This window comes from Cryobacterium lactosi, from assembly GCF_004403945.1.
GTDB lineage: Bacteria > Actinomycetota > Actinomycetes > Actinomycetales > Microbacteriaceae > Cryobacterium > Cryobacterium lactosi.
Genome location: NZ_SOHM01000008.1, coordinates 99,926 through 118,746, shown reverse-complemented (window position 1 = coordinate 118,746; position 18,821 = coordinate 99,926). Strand labels below are relative to the sequence as shown.

Here is an 18,821-nt window from a genome sequence, read left to right as displayed (position 1 = left end):
TTGCTTCCACCGTAGGCGGGGCGTCGAGAAACGCTAGGTCAGGGCGCGATCAGCAGGGTGGCGATCTGCCCCGCGGCGTTCAGTGTGAAGACGTGTCGGAGATCGACCACGCCGCCCGGGAAGTTGCCCTCGAGCCGGGTGGTGACGGTGACTGTGTCGCCGGCGACCTCGGTCGACAGCACGCGGGTCGTGTAGTCGAATTCGCTGGCTGCGGCGCCCAGCCAGCCGAGGATCTCGCTGGGCCCGGAGTAGGTTCGGCCGTCGTCGGTGACCCGGGACTCCGGGGCGAACAGGCCGATACCGGCTTTTTTGTCGGGGCCGGCCATGCGGGCGAAGTACTCGGAGACGGTGGCGGTGGCGCTGTTCAGGGGAGTCATGTCATCAGCGTGGGCCTTCCCCCAACGGGAGGGTCAAGCCGGGTCAGTGCCCGGTGCGGAAGATCGGCCAGCCGATCTCGGTGGTTCCGACACCGTCTGCAGTCTCCGCCAGGTAGGTCTCCCGGATCGGGCCGTCGATGCCCAGCTCGTGTGCGGTGACGTACGCTCCCAGCGCGCCGTAGACCTGGGCGATGGTGTCGTCGGTGCCCCGGTGCCCCGGTGCGTGGCCACGGCCAGATCCACCGGTGGCAGCAGTTCCAGCCGCGCCCGGCCGAGCGGCGCCCCTGAGTCGTCGAGAGAGGCCACGGGCACGAACAGGGCCGCCGGGCCGCGTTCGTCGACAAACAGCTCGGTGCTCCACAAGCCGCCGCGCGCACCCGTCGCAACGATCGCCGTGGTCCGCAGCACCTGCTCGAGGTCGCGGGTGGCTCCGGTGCACCAGTCGCCGAGGTCGGCCAGGTCGATGGTGTCGCGGATGACGAGGGCCGGCATCTCCGGCACGCTCTGGTGCGTCACCGCCAACGGAGCCTCCGCTGGTGCGAGCAGGCCCTGCAGCCCGGCCACGGCCGCCCGCGTCTGATCGAGCTGCACCTCCAGCCGGGTGAGGTGCCCGGCGATCAGCTCGTTGCGCTTCGCGACCCCGTCAGCGGCAAGGACCTCGCCGATGATCTGCACGGGCATACCCAGGGACCGGAAATGCCGGATGACCTGGGCGTCGCCGATCTGCGCTGTGCTGTACAGCCGGTAGCCGTTGCCGGGATCCACTCGGGCCGGAGCCAGCAGGCCGACCTGGTGGTAGAACCGCAGCGTCTTCGCGCTGAGGCGGGTCGCCCGGGAGAAGTCCCCGATCGTCATCATGGTGCTCACGTGACTATCTTCGCCCTTCCCCCAGGGGGAGGGTGTTAGTGGTCGCTGCCGCGAGCGGCCCCGAGAATCGCCGCCGCAGCCTCACGCCCGGCCGCGAACGGGTCGGCGAAGGTACCCATCCCCACGGTCACCAGGCCGCCCTCGTAGAGCAGCATCAGGATGTCGGCTACCCGGTCCGCGTCGGCGAGGCCCGCCTCCCGGCAGAGCCCGGCGAACACGTCGCGCATCCACTTCTTCTGCCGGATCGCCTCGACGGCCACCGGATGCGTCGCGTCGTCCATCTCGGCGCGCGCGTTGATGGCGCTGCAGCCCTTGTCGCTGTTGGTGAGCGCCCAGCGGGCCGAGATGTCGAACACCGCGAGGATTCGTTCGACGCTGCCGGCGGGTGCCTGGGCGAGTTCCTGCTCCAGGTACTCCCGCCAGCGCGCGTCCCGGCCGCGCAGGTAGGCCACGGCCAGGGCCTCCTTCGACCCGAACCTGTCGTAGAGGGTTTTCTTGGTCACCCCGGCCGCCGCGGCGATGGTGTCCACCCCGACGGCGTGAATCCCGTCACGGTAGAAGAGGTCGGACGCCGCGGCCAACAGCCGCTCGGCCCCCGGCGTGTAATGCGGGATCATCTCGGGCAGATTCTCAACGCTCATGCGCCAACTATACCGCGCACGCTATACAGATCTGTATACTCGGTCGAATGAGTAAACAGATCGGTATACCCCGGCGCCTGCTTCTGGTCGGAGCCGCGGCCGCCTTCGTGCTGACCTGGAGTTCCGGCTTCATCATCGCGAAGACCGGCACGGCCACGGCCCCGGTGCTGACCGTCCTGGTGTGGCGGTTCCTCGTTGTCGGCGCCATCCTGCTCATCGGGATGGCCTGGTTCCGGATCCGCTCGGGCCCCGCCGTGCTCCCGGCCTGGCGGGACATCCGCCCGCACCTCACCATCGGGCTCTTCGCCCAGTTCGGCTACATCCTGCCCATCTACCTGGCCGTCGGCGCCGGCGTCTCGGCCGGCACCACGGCCCTCATCGATGCGGTGCAACCCCTGGTGGTGGCGACCCTGGTCGGTCCGCTGTTGGGCCTGCGCGTGCGGGCGCTGCAGTGGCTGGGCCTGGTGCTCGGCGCGATCGGGGTGGTGCTGATCGTGGCGACGGATGCGTCGGCCTCGATATCGCCGACCCCGGCGTACCTGCTGCCGCTGGTGTCGCTGGCCAGCCTGGTCACCGCCACCTTCCTCGAGCGACGCACGACAGCCCGGCTGAGCGTCTTCGCCACCCTGGTCATCCATGCCGGGATCACGCTGGCAGTCGTGACCGTTCTGGCCGCTCTCACGGGCACCCTCAGCCCACCGGCCGCTCCCGATTTCTGGGTCTCCACGGTGCTGAGCGCAGTGTTCCCCGCTCTCATCGCCTACGCGCTGTACTGGTATCTGCTGCGCCGCCTGGGCATCACCGCCCTGAACGCGCTGCTCTTCCTGGTCGCGCCCACCACCGCCGTCGCCGGCGCGCTGCTGTTCGGCGACCCGTTCACGCCCGCCACCCTCGCGGGGCTCCTGCTCGGAGCCGGCGCGATCGCGTTGGTCATCGCGCCCGGCCGCGGCACCCGCACGCCCGAACGTAAAGGCGGAGTTTTTCGCGAAACGCCGCCTGCGCAGCCCGAGAACACGGCGAGTCGCGAAAAACTCCGCCTTAACTGACCGACCCCCACGATCGCGGGCCCGTAGCGGTCGTACTTCGCGTGGTAGGCGGCGCCGATCGCGCCGTGTGCCACGCTGGAGACCACCGCGCCGCCAACCATCTGGAGTCCCATGCCCTTCGCCGACGAACTCATCGGAGTCGCCACCGCCCGCGCGCTCGCCGCCGCGATCCAGGCCGCCGCGCCGGGGGCCCCGCTCGCTGCCCTGCCCGCCGCCGTCGATGCCCTCGGCCCCCTGTCGCTGCGGGAGCGGAGCGACCTGCTGCGGGACGCCCTCATGGCCGACCTGCCCGGCGACTACGACTCGTTCGCGGCCACCATCCGCACCGCCGCGGCGGGCGACCTGCCCTTCGGCGGCTGGCTGATCTGGCCGGTCACCAGCGCGATCGCGGTCAAGGCCATCGACGCCGGCACCGACGCCGCGTTCGACGACGGCATGCGGATGCTCGCCGAACTCACGCCGCGGCTCACCTCGGAGTTCGCCATCCGGCCGCTGCTCGCCCACAACATCGACCGGGCCCTGCCGATCGTGCTCGGCTGGACCGGTTCGCCCGACCCGGATGTGCGCCGGCTGGCCTCGGAGGGCACCCGCCCGTTCCTGCCCTGGGCGATCCGGGTGCCCGCGATCCTGGCCGAGCCCAGCCTGACCCTGCCGGTGCTGCACGCGCTCTACCGCGACGAGAACGAGGTGGTGCGCCGGTCGGTGGCCAACCACCTCAACGACCTCAGCCGGCAACAACCCGAGCTGGTCACCGCCACCACCGCCGCCTGGCTGGCCGCGCCCGACGAGAACACCACCCGGCTGGTGCGGCATGCCCTCCGCACCCTGGTCAAGAAGGGCAACCAGCAGGCGCTGGCGCAGCTCGGCTTCCACCCGGCCGAGGTGCATGTGGCCGGCCCGGTGCTCGACGCCGACACTCTCGTCTTCGGCGGCACGATCGGCTTCACCGTGGACATCCGCAACACCGGCGCCGAGCCGGCCCGGCTGGCCGTGGACTACGTGATGCACCACCAGAAGGCCAACGGCAGCCTCACCGGCAAGACCTTCAAGCTCACCACGGTGACCCTGGCACCCGGCGAGACCGTGCAGCTCACCCGGTCCCACTCGTTCCGCGCGATCACCACCCGGCGCTACCACCCGGGCGTGCACGCCCTCGTGGTGCAGGTGAACGGGGTGGCGTCCGGCCGAGCGGAATTCGTCCTGCTGCCGGAACCGGGCACGCCGGCTTGACGGTTTTCCTATAGTGTGTAGTTTATTGACTACAAACCATAGGAGTGTACGTGAAGCGCCCAGGAGTGACCGAGGCCAAGCTGGTGCAGGCCGCAGCCGACCTCGCCGACGAGGCCGGCCTGCCGGCCGTGACGGTGTCGGCCCTGGCCCGCCGATTCGACGTGCGCCCGGCGAGCATCTACTCGCACATCACCGGCCTCGACGGTCTGCTCGACCTCACCGCCGCCCGCGCGCTGCAGGAACTGGCCGATGCCCTGGCCGAGGCGCTGCCCGGCAAAGCCGGGAGGGCGGCCCTGTTCGCCTTCGCCGACACCCACCGCGACTACGCCACCGCCCACCCCGGCCGGTGGGAGGCGGCGCAGCGGCGTGTTTCGGCGGAGGCGGCAGACGGCGGCGCTGGCCGGGTCATCGCCCGTGCGGCGCGGGCGATCGTGAGCGGCTACGGCCTCAGCCCGCACGACGAGGTCCACGCGGTGCGGCTACTCGGCAGCGCCATCAACGGTTTCGTCGCGCTCGAGTCCGGCGGCGGCTTCGACCACTCCGAACCCTCCGCGGCCGCCAGCTGGAGCAGAGTGCTCGACGCCATCGACACGTCGTTGCGCAACTGGCCCAGGGCCCATCCGCAGCATCCCGACCCCACCACCGATTGAGACCCACCATGCTTCCCCTCGACACCACCACCATCACGACCACCTTCGTGAACGCGTCGCGCAAGGTCGTGTCCGACATCACCCTGCCGGCCGGCCTCGACACGACCGACTGGGCCCAGCTGGACTACCTCGGCTGGGTGGACCCCAAGATGAAGCGCCGCTCGTACGTGGTCGTGCCCGTCGACGGCGAGCCGGTGGGCCTGGTGCTTCGCCAGGCGGATGCGTCCCCGCCGCGCCGCGCCCAGTGCTCGTGGTGCCGCGATGTGAAGCTGCCCAACGACGTGGTGCTCTTCAGCGCGCAGCGGGCCGGTGCCGCCGGCCGCAACGGCGACACGGTCGCCATCTGGATCTGCGCTGAGTTCCAATGCTCGGTCAACGTGCGGAAGCTGCCGTCCATGGCCTACATCGGCTTCGATGTCGACGCCGCTCGCGAGGAGCGGATGGCCATGCTGCGGGAGCGTTCCGCGGGGTTCGCCGCGGAGATCCTCGCCCCGAGTTAAGCAGCCGCTGCGGCCCCGGGGTAGAAGCCGGCCAGGGCCGCCGCGAACGCGGCGGGCTGCTCCACCCACGGGTAGTGCCCGGCGTCGGCCATGCTCACTGCCCGGCCGTGGGCGAACAGCCCGGCCAGAGCCAGCACCGGGGCGTGCCCGGTGAGCCCGTCCGCGGCGCCCGCGATGACCAGCACCGGGCAGCGCACCTGCGCCAGGCCGTCGACGATGCCGGCGGGGTCGGCATCCGCGAAGAAGAGGTCTTGCGCGGCGGGATGCCACGCGCCCGTCGCCTCGTGCTGCCGGGCGGCCGGCGTCCACCGTGCCCACGCGATCGGGGCCAGGTAGGGGAAGAGGTGGTTGAGATCTGAAGCGCTCTTCGCGGCCGTCGCCGCCAGTCGGTGCGCCACGTAGTCGGCGTACCAGGGCTCGTCACGGTGGGCGGCGATGATGCCCGGACTGTCGTCGGGACTGGAACGGATCCACTGCACCGGCGGGGTGACGAGGCACAGGCTGGTGAGGCGCTGCGGGTACCGAGCGGCGTAGGAGAGAGCCACCCGGGTGCCGGCCGAGTGGCCGAGCAGCTCGATCGCCGGCAAAGCCAGGTGGCGACGGAGCGCCTCCACGTCGTCGGCGAGTTCGGGCCACGCCGCGGCGGCCGCGGTCGGCGACGGCGGCGACTCGCCCACGCCCCGCTGGTGCAGCACCACGAGGGTGCGCGCGTTGCTGAGCCCGGCCAGATCGCCCAGGTAGACCGGATGCCGGGCCGGACCGCCGGCCAGCACGATCAACGGCGGGCGGTCAGCCGCGCCCGGCGCAGTCTGGCCGAGCAGGTCGTAGTGCAGGGCGGTGCCGTCGTGGCTGGCGAAGGTGGGCATGCCTCACCCTAGCCACCCGAGATCGCCGCTTGGGTGAACGATCTCGCCAGCAACCCGCGCAGCCCGGTGAGCCCGCCGCTCCGGAACGCCTGCTGCTGCCGGTTGGCGCCGGTGCCCGTCTGCCCGACCCGGTCGAGGAGGGCTGAGACCTGCGGCCGGTCCCCGGCCTGCTCCAGCGCACCGCTAACCTGCCGGAGGAGCGAAGCGACCACAGCCCCGGCCGGCTGAAGGGTGCGGGTGGCCGGATCGAGCAGTTGCCCGTTCATCCCGTCGCGCGAGGCCTGCCACAACGCCGCGTCCAACAGCTCCGGCTCCACCTCGAGCGGGCGGGCCCGCGGCTCGGCCAGCGCGGACACGACCAGCGCCCGGGTCAGGGCGGCCAGCAGCAGGGTGGGCGCCAGGTCGAGTTGGGCGTCTGCCACCCGCACCTCCAACGTCGGATGCACCTCGGAGAGCCGGGCGTACCAGGCCACGGTGGCCGTGTCGACGGTGGCACCCACCCCGATCAGGCGTCGGAGGCGCCGATCGTAGTCGTCGGCGTCGATGAAGGCCGGTGGGCATCCTGTCGTCGCCCAGCGACGCATGATCACCGCCCGCCAGGAGTCGAAACCTGTGGACCGGCCGCGCCAGAACGGCGAGTTGCCGGTGAGCGCCAGCAGCGTGGGCAGCCAGAGGCGCACGGTGTTCAGCGCCAGCACCCCGGACTGCCGGTCCGGCACGCCCACGTGCACGTGGGTGGCGCAGATCTGATGATCCCGCACCACGCCGCGCACCCCCGATTCGATCCGGTGGTACCGGGCCGCATCGGTGAGGGTCGGCACCGGATGCGCGTCGAAGGGCGTGCCGGCGCCGATCGCCAGCACGCCGTGCCTGTCGGCGGCCGACGCGAGGTCGGCGCGAAACCTGGTCAGGTCGGCCTCGGCCTCGGCCAGCTCGGTGAAGACCGCCGTGGCCCGCTCCAGCTGCGAGGCGAGGAACTCCCGGGTGACCACGCCGGGACCCGGAGTGAGATCGTCCAGGACGGGGTCGGCGAGGTTGACCGGCCGCAACGTCTGGGGATCCACGAGGAAATACTCCTCCTCGATGCCGAACGTCGTCATGTTCGCTCCAGGTCCGCGGGTTGTGTCCGGAGCATCCTGTCACCGCCGCCCGTTCGGCGGAACGGGCGGCGGCGGAACCGGTCTAGAGCTCGAACGGGAAGCCGAGGTCCTCCGGGTAGTCGCCCAGGCCGGTGAGGGTGGTCGCCGCACGCTGCAGGGCGGCCAGCGCGAGGCCGAGGGTGCCGGGGCCGAAGCTGACCCTGGAGACGCCGAGTTCGGCCAGGCGCGTCAGCGGCACGGCGCCGGGGTGCCCGATCACGGAGATGCGGCCGTTCACCTCATCGAGGGCGCGCTTGACTTTGTCTTCGTCGGAGAGGCCCAGGAAGAAGATCACGTCGGCACCGGCGTCGAGGTAGGCGTTGGCGCGCTGCACGGCCTCGGCCCACTCGCCGCCACCGGCGAGGGTGTCCACGCGGGCGTTGATGACCAGCGGCACCCCGGCCGCCTGAGCGCCCTCACGCGCGGCGGCAACCCGGGCGGCCGCGGTGGGGATGTCGAACTGCGGGGCCTTCGCGGCGCCCACGGAGTCTTCAAGGTTGATGCCGGCGGCCCCGGCCTCCTCGATCAGGCGGCGGACGTTCCGGGCCACCCCCGCGGCATCCGCGGAGTAGCCCTTCTCGAAGTCGATCGAGACGGGCAGGTCGGTGGCGCCGGTGATGATCCGGGCGGCGATGATGGCTTCGTCGACGCTGAGTCCTTCGCCGTCCTGCAGGCCGCGCACGTTGGAGACCGAGTGCGACGCGCTGGCCAGCGCCTTCACGCCGGGCGCTTCTGCGACGATCTTCGCGGTGATCGCGTCCCACACATTCGTGACGATGAGCGGCGTGCCTGGCACGTGCAGGGCGTTGAGGAGTTCGGCTTTCTGGAGCAGTGTGGTTGTCATCGGTCCAGTGTGCCCGCTGTGGCGGGGTGAAAGCTGGACGATTTCAGACAATGACGGCGCCCTGTCACTGTGTATACACGTACGGACTTTAGCCCTAGCCTGAGGGGGCGACCGAGGGAGGCTTCATGCAGGCGCATACCCTCACAATCGGCGAGCGCTTGTTTCGTCTGCGTTCCTCGTGCGACGTGGCAGAGCTCGCGGCCACTCTCACTGCCGCGGTGCGGCAGGGCGGCGGCATGGTCGACCTGCCCGTCGTCGGCGAGGTCAGCGTTCAGGTGCTCGTGTCGCCGGGCGTCAGCGTGGTTCTCGAGACCCACGAGGTGGACCCGAGCGCGATCATCGACCCGTCGGTGCCGGTGCCGTGGCTCGCCGCGGACGACCTCGACTTCTAGCCGGGCCGGTCGCCGCCGCCGGTGTATGCAATTTGCGCGCCATCTGACCGCGGACGTCAGGGTTTCGGTCGTGCCACCGGGTGCGGCGCGCAGCACGCCCATGTGCCGCGGATCAGGCCCAGCCGACACGCCCGGGCTCGGCCGACCCTGTCTTCGGCTGCCCGACTGCGCTTGACTGAATCGATGGGGAACACACCGAAGACCTGTCGAAGCGGCCTGAGAGTTCTAGGGGGAGTGGCCCTCGTTGCCGGACTGGCCGCCTGCACGGCGGCCGGGCCCGAGGCCGCGGGCGGCACGCCACCGCCGTCCGCCACCGCCACCGGGACAGCCAGCCCGACGCCCGCCGTCGACCCCGCAGCAGACCCCACCGTCGACCCCGCCGTGACGGCGGCCTGGGCCGCCGAGGCCGTGCCCACCGGCGGAGCCGACGGGTTCGTCATGGCCCAGAGCGGAGCATTCCAGGCCGGCGCACCCGGCTCCTTCACGCTCACGGCGTCGACCCTGGCGGCCGGGAGCTATTCGGTCTACCTCGCCTGCCGCGGTGACGCCGACACCACCCTCACTCTCACCATCGACAACGCCGAGCCGGCGACGCTGGCCGGCGGCTGTGTGGGTGAGTCGCAGGGTATGGATCTCTCCCTGCCCGCCGACGGTGCCACTTTCACGCTGCTCGGCGACAGCGACCAGCCGGTGGAGTGGGCACTCGCCGTCACCGACCGGCTGCCGCGAGCGGAGGGCTGAGACCGTGACCGAATCCACCCGCCGCGCCCTGGCCACCGGGCTGACGGTGGTCGCTGTCCTTGCCGTCCTCACCGCCTGCAGCGCCGGCAGCCCGGGCGCCGACGACAGCTCCCCGCCGACATCCAGCGCCAGCGCCGCCCCGACGCCTACGACCCCACCGACCCCCACCGCGACCTTTGATCCCGACGCGGCGCCGGACTTCGCCGAAGAGGTCTTCCCGCTCACCGGTACCGGCCAGTACATGGTCTACAACAACGGCCAACTCACGGTCGCCGAGGACAGCAATACCGGGGTGACGACCGAGGCCGATCCCGGCAGCTACGAGCTGCGACTGGCCTGTCGAGGCGGCGCCGACAGCTCCATCACGATCACCGCGGTATCCGCCGGTACCGGGCCGGCGGTGCTCACGGCGCCCTGCGACGAGCGAACTCAGACGGCGCCGTACTCCCTGGAGGACACCGAAGTCACGCTGACCGCAACGGGCAGCGGAGACGATCCGGTCGTCTGGGCGGCCGTGCTCGCCATCCTGCCGACGCCGTAGCCCGGATCAGCCCATCTGGTTCTGCCTGGCCTTCACCGGCAGCAGCAGAAGCAGGCCGATGACAAGCACCAGCACGATGCCCAGGATGCCCCAGTAGGTTGCGCCGAAGAACGTCACCATGAGCGCGAACGCCGTTGGCGCCAGGAAGCTCGCGGCGCGACCGGTGGTGGCGTACAGGCCGAACACCTCGCCCTCACGACCGGCCGGGATGATCCGGGCCAGGAAGGTGCGGCTGGCCGACTGCGCCGGGCCGACGAACAGGCACAGCGCCAGGCCGGCGGTCCAGAACACGATCTGACCGCCGTCGTGCAGCAGGAACACCAGGCTGCCGCTGATGATGAGGCCCACCAGGGCGGTGACGATGACGGGTTTGGCGCCCAGCCTGTCGTCGAGCACTCCCACGCTGATGGTGGCGATGCCGGCGACCACGTTCGCGGCGATGGCGAAGATGATCACCTCGCCGGGGGAGAAGCCGAAGACCGAGGCTGCGAGCACCCCGCCGAAGGTGAACACGCCGGCCAGGCCGTCGCGGAAGATGGCGCTCGCGACGAGGAAGTAGACCACCTGGCGGTTGGTCTTCCAGAGCCTGGCCACGTCGTGGCCGAGCTCGACGTAGGACTGGAAGAAGCCCACCTTGGCGCGCGCCGCGGCATCCGGCGCCCGGTACTCGGGCACCCGCAGCAGCAACGGTAGTGCGAACAGACCGAACCAGGCGGCCGCGATGAGCATGGTCACCCGCACCGCCAGGCCGTTCTCGCTGGTGACGCCGAACAGACCCACCTCGGGGCTGATGAAGCCGAAGTACACGATCAGCAGCAGCACGATGCCGCCGATGTAGCCCATGCCCCAGCCGAAGCCGCTGACCTTGCCGATGGTGCGCGGCGTGGACACCTGGGCGAGCATGGCGTTGTAGCTCACCCCGGCGAGTTCGAAGAACACGTTGCCGGCCGCCAGCAGCACCAGGCCGAGCAGCAGGTATTCGGGGCTCGGCAGCACGAAGAACATGCCGGCGGTGAGCGCCACGACGATGAAGGTGTTCACGCCCAGCCAGAATTTGCGCCGGCCGGAGGAGTCGGAACGGGCGCCGGTGACCGGTGCGAGCACGGCGATGAGCAACCCGGCGATCGCAAGCGCCCAGCCCAGTTGGGCGGCCACGGCGTCCTCGTCACCGAACGACGACCCGGTGAGGTACACCGCGAAGACGAAGGTGGTGACCACGGCGTTGAACGCGGCCGAGCCCCAGTCCCACAGACTCCAGGCCAGCACGGCGCCGCGGGTGGGAGTCGGCGCTGAGCCGGTGTGGGCGGCGCCCTCGCCGTCGAGTGTCTCGGTCATGCGTTCACCCTACGGCCGGGCGGTGAACAATGGGCGACGGATTCAGACCCCGTGCGTCTCCGCCTCGAGGGACCGGTGCATGACGTGCAGCCCCACGAACCCGTGCACCGGGTGCCTGAAGGCGCCGGGAACCGTGGCGAGGATGCTGAAGCCCAGCGACTGCCACAGGCGCACGGCGTTGTGGTTGGTCTCGACCACGGCATTGAACTGCATCGCACGGAAGCCGGCGTTCCGGGCCTGATCGAGAACATGCTCGGCCAGGGCGCGGCCGATGCCGCGGCCGGCGGCCCGTTGGGCCACCATGAATCCGGCGTTGCACACGTGGCCGCCGGCCGCCGGCTGGTTGGGGTGCAGCTCGGCGGTGCCGAGCACCCGCCCGCCGTCGTCGGCCACGAAGACCCGGCCGCCGGGCTTGGCCATCCACCAGGCCTTCGCGGCCTCCTCGGTGGTGTCCCGCGGCCAGCAATAGGTCTCGCCCGCCGCCACGACGTCCCGCAGAAAGGGCCAGATCTGGGCCCAGTCGCCCTCGCGGGCTTCCCGTATTTCCATTCCCCCAAATTACCGTTCCGCGAACCGTGACTTAAGCACCGAAAACACGGGTTTTTAGGGGCTCAGCTCACAGCTCGCGAGGCGGAGAGGGCGTGGGTGGCCAGGACCGTGCGGCCGGAGGTGTGGGCGCGGGGGAGCATGTCCACGAGGGCGAGCTGGGTGAGGGTGACCTGGGCGCCGGGGCGGAGGCGGGCCGGGGGCTTGTGGGTGACGTGGGCGCGGAAGCCGCTGCCGGTGAACGCGGGCTCGTCGGGCTCGGTCGCGAACGGGCGCAGGGCCTCGACGAAGGTGCGGTGCAGCCCGGTGAGACCGTCGTGCGGCAGTATCAGCGTGACGGGGATGTTGTGCCGCCGGCCGAACAGCGCGTCGTCGCCGGCGACGACGGTGAGGGGCTCCCGGCCGAGAACGGCGGCGCGGATGGCGTCCATGATGTCGCCGGGGGCGGCATCCGTGAGAAACGGGGGCAGCACCGTCACGTGCAGGGGCCACTCGGCCACCGCGAAACTGTCACCCACTCGCAGCGGCTCGACCGGGAGCACAACAACAAGGCGGGGCATGGCCCAAACTTTACAGCTCGCGGGAGGGCGGGGACGAGGGGGCGGGGGTGGGGAGGGTGACCGTGAAGGTGGTGCCGGTGGGGATGGTGCCCGAGGGGGTGGAGTAGGCCCGGATGGTGCCGCCGTGCGCCTCGGCGATCGACAGGGCGATGGCCAGGCCGAGGCCGGTGCTGGGGGTGCCGCCTGAGCCCTGGGCCCTGGAGGCGTCGCCGCGGGCGAACCGCTCGAAGATCACCGGCAGCAGGGCGTCGGAGATGCCCGGCCCGTCATCCTGCACGCTCAGCTGCAGGGGCATGCCCGGCGCGCCCACCCGGAGCCGGGCGGTCACAGTGCTGGCGGGCGGGGTGTGCACCCTGGCGTTGGAGAGCAGGTTCGCCACCAGCTGGTGCAGCCGCTCCCGGTCGCCGCGCACGACCACCGCGGTGTCCGGCACTGCCGCGAGCCAGGTGTGCGCCGGCGCCGAGGCCCTGGCGTCGTTCACCGCGGTCAACAGCAGGTCGGCGAGGTCCACGTCTTCGACGTGCAGGTCCTGGCCCTCGTCGAGGCGGGCGAGCAGCAACAGGTCGCTCACCAGCGAGCTCATCCGTCGGGCCTCGGATTCGATGCGGGCGAGCGAGTACTCGGTGACCTCGGGCAGCTCGGCGCTGTCCTGGCGGGTCAGCTCGGCGTACCCCTGGATGGCCGCGAGCGGCGTGCGCAACTCGTGGGAGGCATCCGTCACGAACCGGCGCATCCGCCGGTCGGTCGCCGCCCGCACGGTGAGCGCCGTGTCGACGTGGTCGAGCAGCTGGTTGAGGGCTTCGCCCACCTTGCCCGCCTCGGTGCGCGGGTCGGTGTCGGCGGCCGCGACGCGGGTGGAGATGCCGTAATCGCCCACGTCCAGCGGCAGCGCGGTGACCTCCACGGCGGTGTCGACCACGCGGGCCAGCGGGCGGAGGGCCAGGCGCACCACCAGGATCGTGCCCACCACGGTGCCGGCCAGTGCCAGCACCGCGAAGATCGCGATGCCCAGGCCCTGGCGCAGCAGCGCCATTTCGGCGGCCTCCAGTGGCACTCCCGCCACCAGCAGTTCGCCGTCGTTGACGACAGTGGCGACCCGGTAGGTACCGAGCTCGCCCAGGTCCAGGCTGCGATTGGCCTCGGTGAAGTCGGGGTCGGCGGCCATCAGCTCGATCGCCCGGGTCACCTCGGTGGTCAGCGGGACGGCGCCGGTGTCCGAGAACAGGGCGGAGTCGGCGACCCTTTCGGCGGCCACGACCGCGATCACGGTGCCGCGGCCGTGCCCGACGAAATCGACGAAGGTCTTGACCGTGCCGCCGCCGTGCTCGTGCACGTGCTCGCGCCCGCCGACGGTGGGGGATCCGCGGTACTTGTCGACCGACCGGCTCAACGCCGACAGGGAGGCCGTGAGCTGGGTGTCGGCCACGGTGTTCGTGGAGGTGCTCAGGACGACGATGCTCAAGAGCCCCGTGCCGAGTAGTACGGCGGCCACGACGCCGGCGATGCCCACCACCAGGCGCCGGCGGAGCGTCCAGGGCGCCGGCCCGCGCCCGAGGGCGATGGCGTCCGGCTCGACCGTGCTCATCCCGCTCACTCTGCGGGCCGCAGCATGTAGCCGACCCCGCGCACTGTGTGCAGCATCGGGGTGCGCTCGGCGTCGATCTTCTTCCGCAGGTACGACACGTAGAGATCCACGATGCTGGCCCGGCCGGCGAAGTCGTAGTTCCACACCTCGTCGAGGATCTGGGCCCGGCTGAGCACCCGCATGGGGTTGCGCATGAAAAACCGCAACAGGTCGAACTCGGTGGTGGTGAGCATGATGTCGGTCTCGCCGCGGCGCACCTGGTAGCTGGTTTCGTCCAGGGTCAGGTTGCCCACCACCAGGGCGACCTGCTCGTCGGGCACGGCCTGCACGGCGCGGCGGAGCAGCCCGCGCAGCCGGGCCACCAGTTCCTCCAGGCTGAACGGCTTGGTCATGTAGTCGTCGCCGCCCACGGTGAGGCCGATGATGCGGTCGTCCACGGAGTCCCTGGCGGTGAGGAACAGGGTCGGCGTGGTGGAGCCTGCCGAGCGCAGGTGCCGCAGCACGCTCAGGCCGTCGGTATCCGGCAGCATGATGTCGAGGATCACCACATCCGGCCGGTTGTCCCGGTAGGACTGCAGGGCCGCCTGACCGGTGTGGGCCACGTCGACCAGCCACCCCTCGTAGCTGAGCGCCAGGCTGACCAGGTTGGTGAGGGTGGCTTCGTCGTCGACGAGCAGAACCCGGATGGCCGAGCCGTCCAGCCGGGAGATCCGCGGCAGCTTCGCCAGCACGGCCCGCCGGCGCACGGAGTCCGCGGAGGGATCGGAGGAGGGGGACGGAGAGGGTGGCACACGTTATTCTCCCACCATCTTGTCCTCCTCCCATCTTGGGAGAATGCTGAGAGTTGAGCCTCATCGACTCAACTTTGCCGGCCTCAGCTTGACTCGGTTTTCGGGCGGTGCCACACTTGAGTCAGCAACACTCAAGTCTTAGAAATACGCCTTGAACCCAATCTTTTGAAGGAGATACTCTCACATGGCTCGTGCAGTCGGAATTGACCTCGGAACCACCAACTCGGTGGTGGCCGTTCTCGAGGGTGGAGAACCCACCGTCATCGCAAACGCTGAAGGCTTCCGCACCACGCCTTCCGTCGTGGCATTCACCAAGGACGGCGAAGTACTCGTCGGCGAGACCGCCAAGCGTCAGGCCGTCACCAACGTGGACCGCACCATCTCGTCGGTCAAGCGCCACGTCGGCACGAACTGGACCGTCGGCATCGACGACAAGAAGTACACCCCGCAGGAGATCTCCGCTCGTATCCTCGCCAAGCTCAAGCGCGACGCCGAGCAGTACCTGGGCGACAAGGTGACGGATGCCGTCATCACCGTTCCCGCCTACTTCAACGATGCCGAGCGCCAGGCCACGAAGGAAGCCGGCGAGATCGCCGGCCTCAACGTGCTGCGCATCATCAACGAGCCCACCGCGGCCGCCCTCGCCTACGGCCTGGACCGTGGCAAGGAAGACGAGCTCATCCTGGTCTTCGACCTCGGTGGCGGAACCTTCGACGTCTCCCTGCTCGAAGTGGGCAAGGACGACGACTTCAGCACCATCCAGGTGCGTTCGACCGCCGGTGACAACCGCCTCGGCGGCGACGACTGGGACCAGCGCATCGTCGATCACCTGATCAAGCGCTTCAAGGACTCCACCGGCGTCGACGTCTCCAAGGACAAGATCGCCAAGCAGCGCCTCAAGGAAGCCGCGGAGCAGGCCAAGAAGGAACTCTCTTCGAGCATGTCCACCAGCATCCAGCTGCCCTACCTCTCCCTCACGGAGAACGGCCCGGCCAACCTCGACGAGACGCTCACCCGCGCCCAGTTCGAGAAGATGACCGAAGACCTGCTCGACCGCACCAAGAAGCCGTTCCAGGACGTCATCCGTGAAGCCGGCGTCAAGGTCGAGGACATCGCGCACGTCGTCCTCGTCGGTGGCTCCACCCGCATGCCCGCCGTGTACGAGCTCGTCAAGGCCGAGACCGGTGGCAAGGACCCGAACAAGGGTGTCAACCCGGACGAGGTCGTCGCCGTCGGCGCCGCACTCCAGGCCGGCGTGCTGAAGGGCGAGCGCAAGGACGTTCTGCTCATCGACGTCACCCCGCTGAGCCTCGGCATCGAGACCAAGGGCGGCATCATGACGCGCCTCATCGAGCGCAACACCGCCATCCCCACCAAGCGCAGCGAGACCTTCACCACGGCCGACGACAACCAGCCGTCCGTGGCCATCCAGGTCTTCCAGGGCGAGCGCGAGTTCACCCGCGACAACAAGAACCTGGGCACCTTCGAGCTCACCGGCATCGCACCGGCGCCGCGCGGCATCCCGCAGGTGGAGGTCACCTTCGACCTCGACGCCAACGGCATCGTGCACGTGTCCGCCAAGGACAAGGGCACCGGCAAGGAGCAGTCGATGACCATCACCGGCGGCACCGCGCTCGGCAAGGAAGACATCGAGCGCATGGTGCGCGAGGGTGAAGAGCACGCCGCAGAGGACAAGCGCCGCCGCGAGGCCGCCGAGACCCGCAACGGTGCAGAGCAGCTCGCCTACTCGATCGAGAAACTGATCAAGGAGAACGACGAGAAGCTCCCCGAGGAGGTCAAGTCCGAGGTTCAGGGTGACGTTGACGCCCTCAAGTCCGCCCTCGCCGGCGACGACGACGACGCGGTCAAGACCGCGTTCGACAAACTCACCGAAAGCCAGGGCAAGCTCGGCGAGGCCATCTACGCCTCCAGCCAGGCGGATGCCGCGGCCGGCACGTCCGAGCCCGCCGAGCCCACCGCCGAGTCGGCCAACTCCGACGAAGACGTTGTCGACGCCGAGGTTGTCGACGACGAGGACGAAGCGAAGAAGTAATGACAGACGCCAACCGCCCGGACGAGAACCGTCCTGAAGACGCCGCTGCTGCTGCGGGAGCACCCGAATCGGGTGCCCCCGCGGCGGGCGGGGCCGACTCCGACCCGGCCGTGGAGGCCGAGTTCGTTGACGCGGAGGCCACCGACGCGGCCTCTGCCGAGGGCATCGAGGAAGACGAGTTGACCGTGCAGGACATCCTGGACGCGGCCGACCTCGAGGCCTCAGATCCCTCCAGCGAGCACCTGGCCGACCTCAAGCGGGTCACCGCCGAGTACGCCAACTACCGCAAGCGCACCGAGGCCAACCGGGAGATCGAGCGCGAGCGCGTCACCGGCGAGGTCGTCAAGGTGCTGCTTCCGGTGCTCGACGACCTCTACCGGGCCGAGAAGCACGGCGACCTCGAGGGCGACACCGCCTTCGCGACCATCGCCGCGAAGCTGCGCGCCAGCACCGAGCGCATCGGCCTGAAGCCCTACGGCTCTGTCGGCGACGTGTTCGACCCCACCGTGCACGAGGCCATCTTCCAGATGCCAACTCCTGACATCGACGTGGAAACCGTCGGCGACGTCGTCGAGACCGGCTACTACCTCGGATCCTCGCTGTTGCGGGTAGCCAAGGTCGTCGTGCAGGTACCGAGCGATGGCTAGCCAGGACTGGTTCGACAAGGACTTCTACAAGGTTCTCGGGGTGTCGAAAGACGTCTCGGCGGCCGACCTGAAGAAGGCGTATCGCAAGCTCGCCCGCAAGTACCACCCGGACTCCAACCCGGGCAACCCTGCGGCGGAGTCGAAGTTCAAGGAGATCAGCGAGGCCCACTCGGTCATCGGTGACCCCGAACAGCGCAAGGAGTACGACGCCGTGCGCGCCATGGGCGGTGGAGCTCGCTTCACCGCCCCCGGGCAAGGCGGCCAGCAGGGCGGCTTCGACGACGTCTTCGGCGGCATGTTCGGCGGGGGAGCCCGGCAACAGGGTTACTCCTACGAGCAGGCCGGCTTCGACGACATCCTCGGCGGCATGTTCGGCCGCGGGGCTCAAGGCGGCGGTGGCCGGTTCGGCACCTCCACCGGCGGCTTCCGGGGCGCCGGCGGGCCGACCAGGGGGCGCGACGTGATCGCGTCGACCACGGTCGACTTCATCACCGCCACCCACGGCGATCAGATCACCCTGCAAACGCAGGAGGGTCGGCCGATCAAGGTCAAGATCCCCGCGGGCGTCGCCGACGGCCAGAAGATCAAGCTGCGCGGGCAGGGGCAACCCAGCCCGGACGGCGGCGAGAACGGCGACATCGTGCTCACCGTCACCGTGCGCAAGCATCCGGTGTTCGAACGTGATGGTCTCAACCTGCGGGTGAACGTGCCGGTGACCTTCGCCGAGGCCGCCCTCGGCGCGACCATCGAGGTGCCTACCCTGGGTGGGCCCCCGGTGAAGCTGCGGGTTGCCCCCGGCACCCCCAGCGGGCGTGTGCTGCGGGTCAAGGGCCGCGGTGTGGTCACCCCGAAGGGCACCGGCGACCTGCTCGCCGAGGTTCAGGTGGCCGTGCCGTCACACCTCTCGAAGGACGCCGAGGAGAAATTGCTCGCGTTCAACGAGGCGCTGCCCAAGGAGAACCCGCGTGACGAACTCCTCGCCAGGGCCAAGGGCTGAGCTCCACCATGGATGAGAACTCCCGGGTCTTCGTGATCAGTAGTGCCGCAGAGCTGGCGGGTATGCACCCGCAGACCCTGCGGCAGTACGACCGGCTGGGGCTCGTGAGCCCCGGGCGCACGCCGGGCCGTTCGCGTCGGTATTCGATGCGCGACGTCGCCCGGCTGCGGGAGATCGCGGACCTGGGCGCCGAAGGGGTCAGCCTGGAAGGCATCCGGCGCATTCTCGCGCTGGAAGACACCGTGCGGGCGTTGGAAAGCCGGGTGGGGGATCTGGAAGCGGCCCTGGCCGACGAACTGCTCAACCGTCCGGGCCGGCGCGTCTTCGCGGCCGGCTCGGCCGGTGACGTCATCTCGATGCGCGCCGGTACCCGCACCCGCCGATCCAACCAAATCGTGATCTGGCGCCCCCTCGACAAGTAGCAGAGCCAGTGCGCGGCCTTCTGGCCATCGGGTGACTGAGTTGTACGCTTG

The 18,821-nt window shown here is 70.2% G+C and carries 22 protein-coding genes; 11 read left to right on the top strand and 11 right to left on the bottom strand.

Annotated features, from left to right (window positions below; translation table 11 throughout):
• Window positions 1-38: 38 nt before the first annotated feature.
• Genes E3T61_RS04475 through E3T61_RS04465 form a run of 3 tightly spaced genes read right to left on the bottom strand, consistent with a single transcriptional unit; the run spans window position 39 to window position 1,885 of the window.
• Window positions 39-377: a nuclear transport factor 2 family protein gene (locus E3T61_RS04475; RefSeq protein WP_134639699.1), complete on the bottom strand. Its 339-nt coding sequence runs from the start codon at window positions 375-377 to the stop codon at window positions 39-41.
• A gap of 33 nt (window positions 378-410) precedes the next feature.
• Window positions 411-1,235 (bottom strand): MerR family transcriptional regulator, encoded by an 825-nt coding sequence (locus E3T61_RS04470; protein WP_241992402.1) that lies wholly within the window; start codon window positions 1,233-1,235, stop codon window positions 411-413.
• A gap of 44 nt (window positions 1,236-1,279) precedes the next feature.
• Window positions 1,280-1,885, bottom strand: a complete 606-nt coding sequence (locus E3T61_RS04465; RefSeq protein WP_134639697.1) for a TetR/AcrR family transcriptional regulator — start codon at window positions 1,883-1,885, stop codon at window positions 1,280-1,282.
• 47 nt (window positions 1,886-1,932) lie between these two features.
• On the opposite strand from E3T61_RS04465, the gene E3T61_RS04460 reads away from it, so the two are divergent.
• The 4 genes from E3T61_RS04460 (at window position 1,933) to E3T61_RS04445 (ending at window position 5,311) form a co-directional block, all read left to right on the top strand.
• Entirely contained in the window at window positions 1,933-2,931 is a 999-nt protein-coding gene (locus tag E3T61_RS04460) for a DMT family transporter (protein WP_134639696.1), read from the top strand.
• A 111-nt stretch (window positions 2,932-3,042) separates the two neighbouring features.
• Window positions 3,043-4,161 (top strand): DNA alkylation repair protein, encoded by a 1,119-nt coding sequence (locus tag E3T61_RS04455; RefSeq protein ID WP_134639695.1) that lies wholly within the window; start codon window positions 3,043-3,045, stop codon window positions 4,159-4,161.
• 50 nt (window positions 4,162-4,211) lie between these two features.
• Entirely contained in the window at window positions 4,212-4,811 is a 600-nt protein-coding gene (locus E3T61_RS04450) for a TetR/AcrR family transcriptional regulator (RefSeq protein ID WP_134639694.1), read from the top strand.
• 8 nt (window positions 4,812-4,819) lie between these two features.
• Window positions 4,820-5,311, top strand: coding sequence for an FBP domain-containing protein (locus tag E3T61_RS04445; RefSeq protein WP_134639693.1), 492 nt, complete (start codon window positions 4,820-4,822; stop codon window positions 5,309-5,311).
• On the opposite strand, the gene E3T61_RS04440 is transcribed toward E3T61_RS04445, so the two are convergent.
• From E3T61_RS04440 to E3T61_RS04430, 3 genes are all read right to left on the bottom strand, one after another.
• Window positions 5,308-6,177, bottom strand: coding sequence for an alpha/beta fold hydrolase (locus tag E3T61_RS04440; protein ID WP_134639692.1), 870 nt, complete (start codon window positions 6,175-6,177; stop codon window positions 5,308-5,310). The genes E3T61_RS04445 and E3T61_RS04440 overlap by 4 nt on opposite strands.
• Window positions 6,178-6,185: 8 nt before the next feature.
• A complete protein-coding gene (locus E3T61_RS04435) occupies window positions 6,186-7,277 on the bottom strand; it encodes a carboxylate-amine ligase (protein WP_134639691.1) in 1,092 nt (363 codons plus the stop codon).
• Window positions 7,278-7,359: 82 nt separating this feature from the next.
• Window positions 7,360-8,160 carry an isocitrate lyase/PEP mutase family protein gene (locus E3T61_RS04430; RefSeq protein WP_134639690.1) on the bottom strand — a complete coding sequence of 267 codons (801 nt, stop codon included), beginning with the start codon at window positions 8,158-8,160 and terminating at the stop codon, window positions 7,360-7,362.
• Window positions 8,161-8,285: 125 nt separating this feature from the next.
• On the opposite strand from E3T61_RS04430, the gene E3T61_RS04425 reads away from it, so the two are divergent.
• The 3 genes from E3T61_RS04425 (at window position 8,286) to E3T61_RS04415 (ending at window position 9,834) form a co-directional block, all read left to right on the top strand.
• Window positions 8,286-8,552: a hypothetical protein gene (locus E3T61_RS04425; RefSeq protein ID WP_134639689.1), complete on the top strand. Its 267-nt coding sequence runs from the start codon at window positions 8,286-8,288 to the stop codon at window positions 8,550-8,552.
• A 183-nt stretch (window positions 8,553-8,735) separates the two neighbouring features.
• Entirely contained in the window at window positions 8,736-9,293 is a 558-nt protein-coding gene (locus E3T61_RS04420) for a hypothetical protein (protein WP_134639688.1), read from the top strand.
• 4 nt (window positions 9,294-9,297) lie between these two features.
• On the top strand, window positions 9,298-9,834 hold the full coding sequence (locus E3T61_RS04415) for a hypothetical protein (protein WP_134639687.1): 537 nt from the start codon (window positions 9,298-9,300) through the stop codon (window positions 9,832-9,834).
• 6 nt (window positions 9,835-9,840) lie between these two features.
• Here E3T61_RS04415 and E3T61_RS04410 read toward each other — a convergent pair whose 3' ends face one another.
• From E3T61_RS04410 to E3T61_RS04390, 5 genes are all read right to left on the bottom strand, one after another.
• The gene (locus tag E3T61_RS04410) at window positions 9,841-11,169 is read right to left on the bottom strand and encodes an MFS transporter (RefSeq protein ID WP_134639686.1); all 1,329 of its coding nucleotides are present in this window, start codon (window positions 11,167-11,169) and stop codon (window positions 9,841-9,843) included.
• Window positions 11,170-11,211: 42 nt separating this feature from the next.
• Window positions 11,212-11,718 (bottom strand): GNAT family N-acetyltransferase, encoded by a 507-nt coding sequence (locus E3T61_RS04405; protein WP_134639685.1) that lies wholly within the window; start codon window positions 11,716-11,718, stop codon window positions 11,212-11,214.
• A gap of 62 nt (window positions 11,719-11,780) precedes the next feature.
• Window positions 11,781-12,275 (bottom strand): 2'-5' RNA ligase family protein, encoded by a 495-nt coding sequence (locus tag E3T61_RS04400; RefSeq protein WP_134639684.1) that lies wholly within the window; start codon window positions 12,273-12,275, stop codon window positions 11,781-11,783.
• Between the two features lie 10 nt (window positions 12,276-12,285).
• On the bottom strand, window positions 12,286-13,860 hold the full coding sequence (locus E3T61_RS04395) for a sensor histidine kinase (protein ID WP_134639683.1): 1,575 nt from the start codon (window positions 13,858-13,860) through the stop codon (window positions 12,286-12,288).
• A gap of 5 nt (window positions 13,861-13,865) precedes the next feature.
• Complete coding sequence (locus tag E3T61_RS04390) at window positions 13,866-14,606, bottom strand: response regulator transcription factor (protein WP_420898466.1); 741 nt, start codon at window positions 14,604-14,606, stop codon at window positions 13,866-13,868.
• 229 nt (window positions 14,607-14,835) lie between these two features.
• On the opposite strand from E3T61_RS04390, the gene dnaK reads away from it, so the two are divergent.
• Genes dnaK through E3T61_RS04370 form a run of 4 tightly spaced genes read left to right on the top strand, consistent with a single transcriptional unit; the run spans window position 14,836 to window position 18,770 of the window.
• On the top strand, window positions 14,836-16,704 hold the full coding sequence (gene dnaK, locus E3T61_RS04385; RefSeq protein WP_134639681.1) for a molecular chaperone DnaK: 1,869 nt from the start codon (window positions 14,836-14,838) through the stop codon (window positions 16,702-16,704).
• Window positions 16,704-17,351 carry a nucleotide exchange factor GrpE gene (locus tag E3T61_RS04380; protein WP_134639680.1) on the top strand — a complete coding sequence of 216 codons (648 nt, stop codon included), beginning with the start codon at window positions 16,704-16,706 and terminating at the stop codon, window positions 17,349-17,351. Before dnaK ends, E3T61_RS04380 begins: the two co-directional genes overlap by 1 nt.
• Complete coding sequence (locus tag E3T61_RS04375; protein ID WP_134639679.1) at window positions 17,344-18,348, top strand: DnaJ C-terminal domain-containing protein; 1,005 nt, start codon at window positions 17,344-17,346, stop codon at window positions 18,346-18,348. Before E3T61_RS04380 ends, E3T61_RS04375 begins: the two co-directional genes overlap by 8 nt.
• A gap of 8 nt (window positions 18,349-18,356) precedes the next feature.
• Window positions 18,357-18,770 carry a heat shock protein transcriptional repressor HspR gene (locus tag E3T61_RS04370; protein ID WP_134639678.1) on the top strand — a complete coding sequence of 138 codons (414 nt, stop codon included), beginning with the start codon at window positions 18,357-18,359 and terminating at the stop codon, window positions 18,768-18,770.
• Window positions 18,771-18,821: the final 51 nt, after the last annotated feature.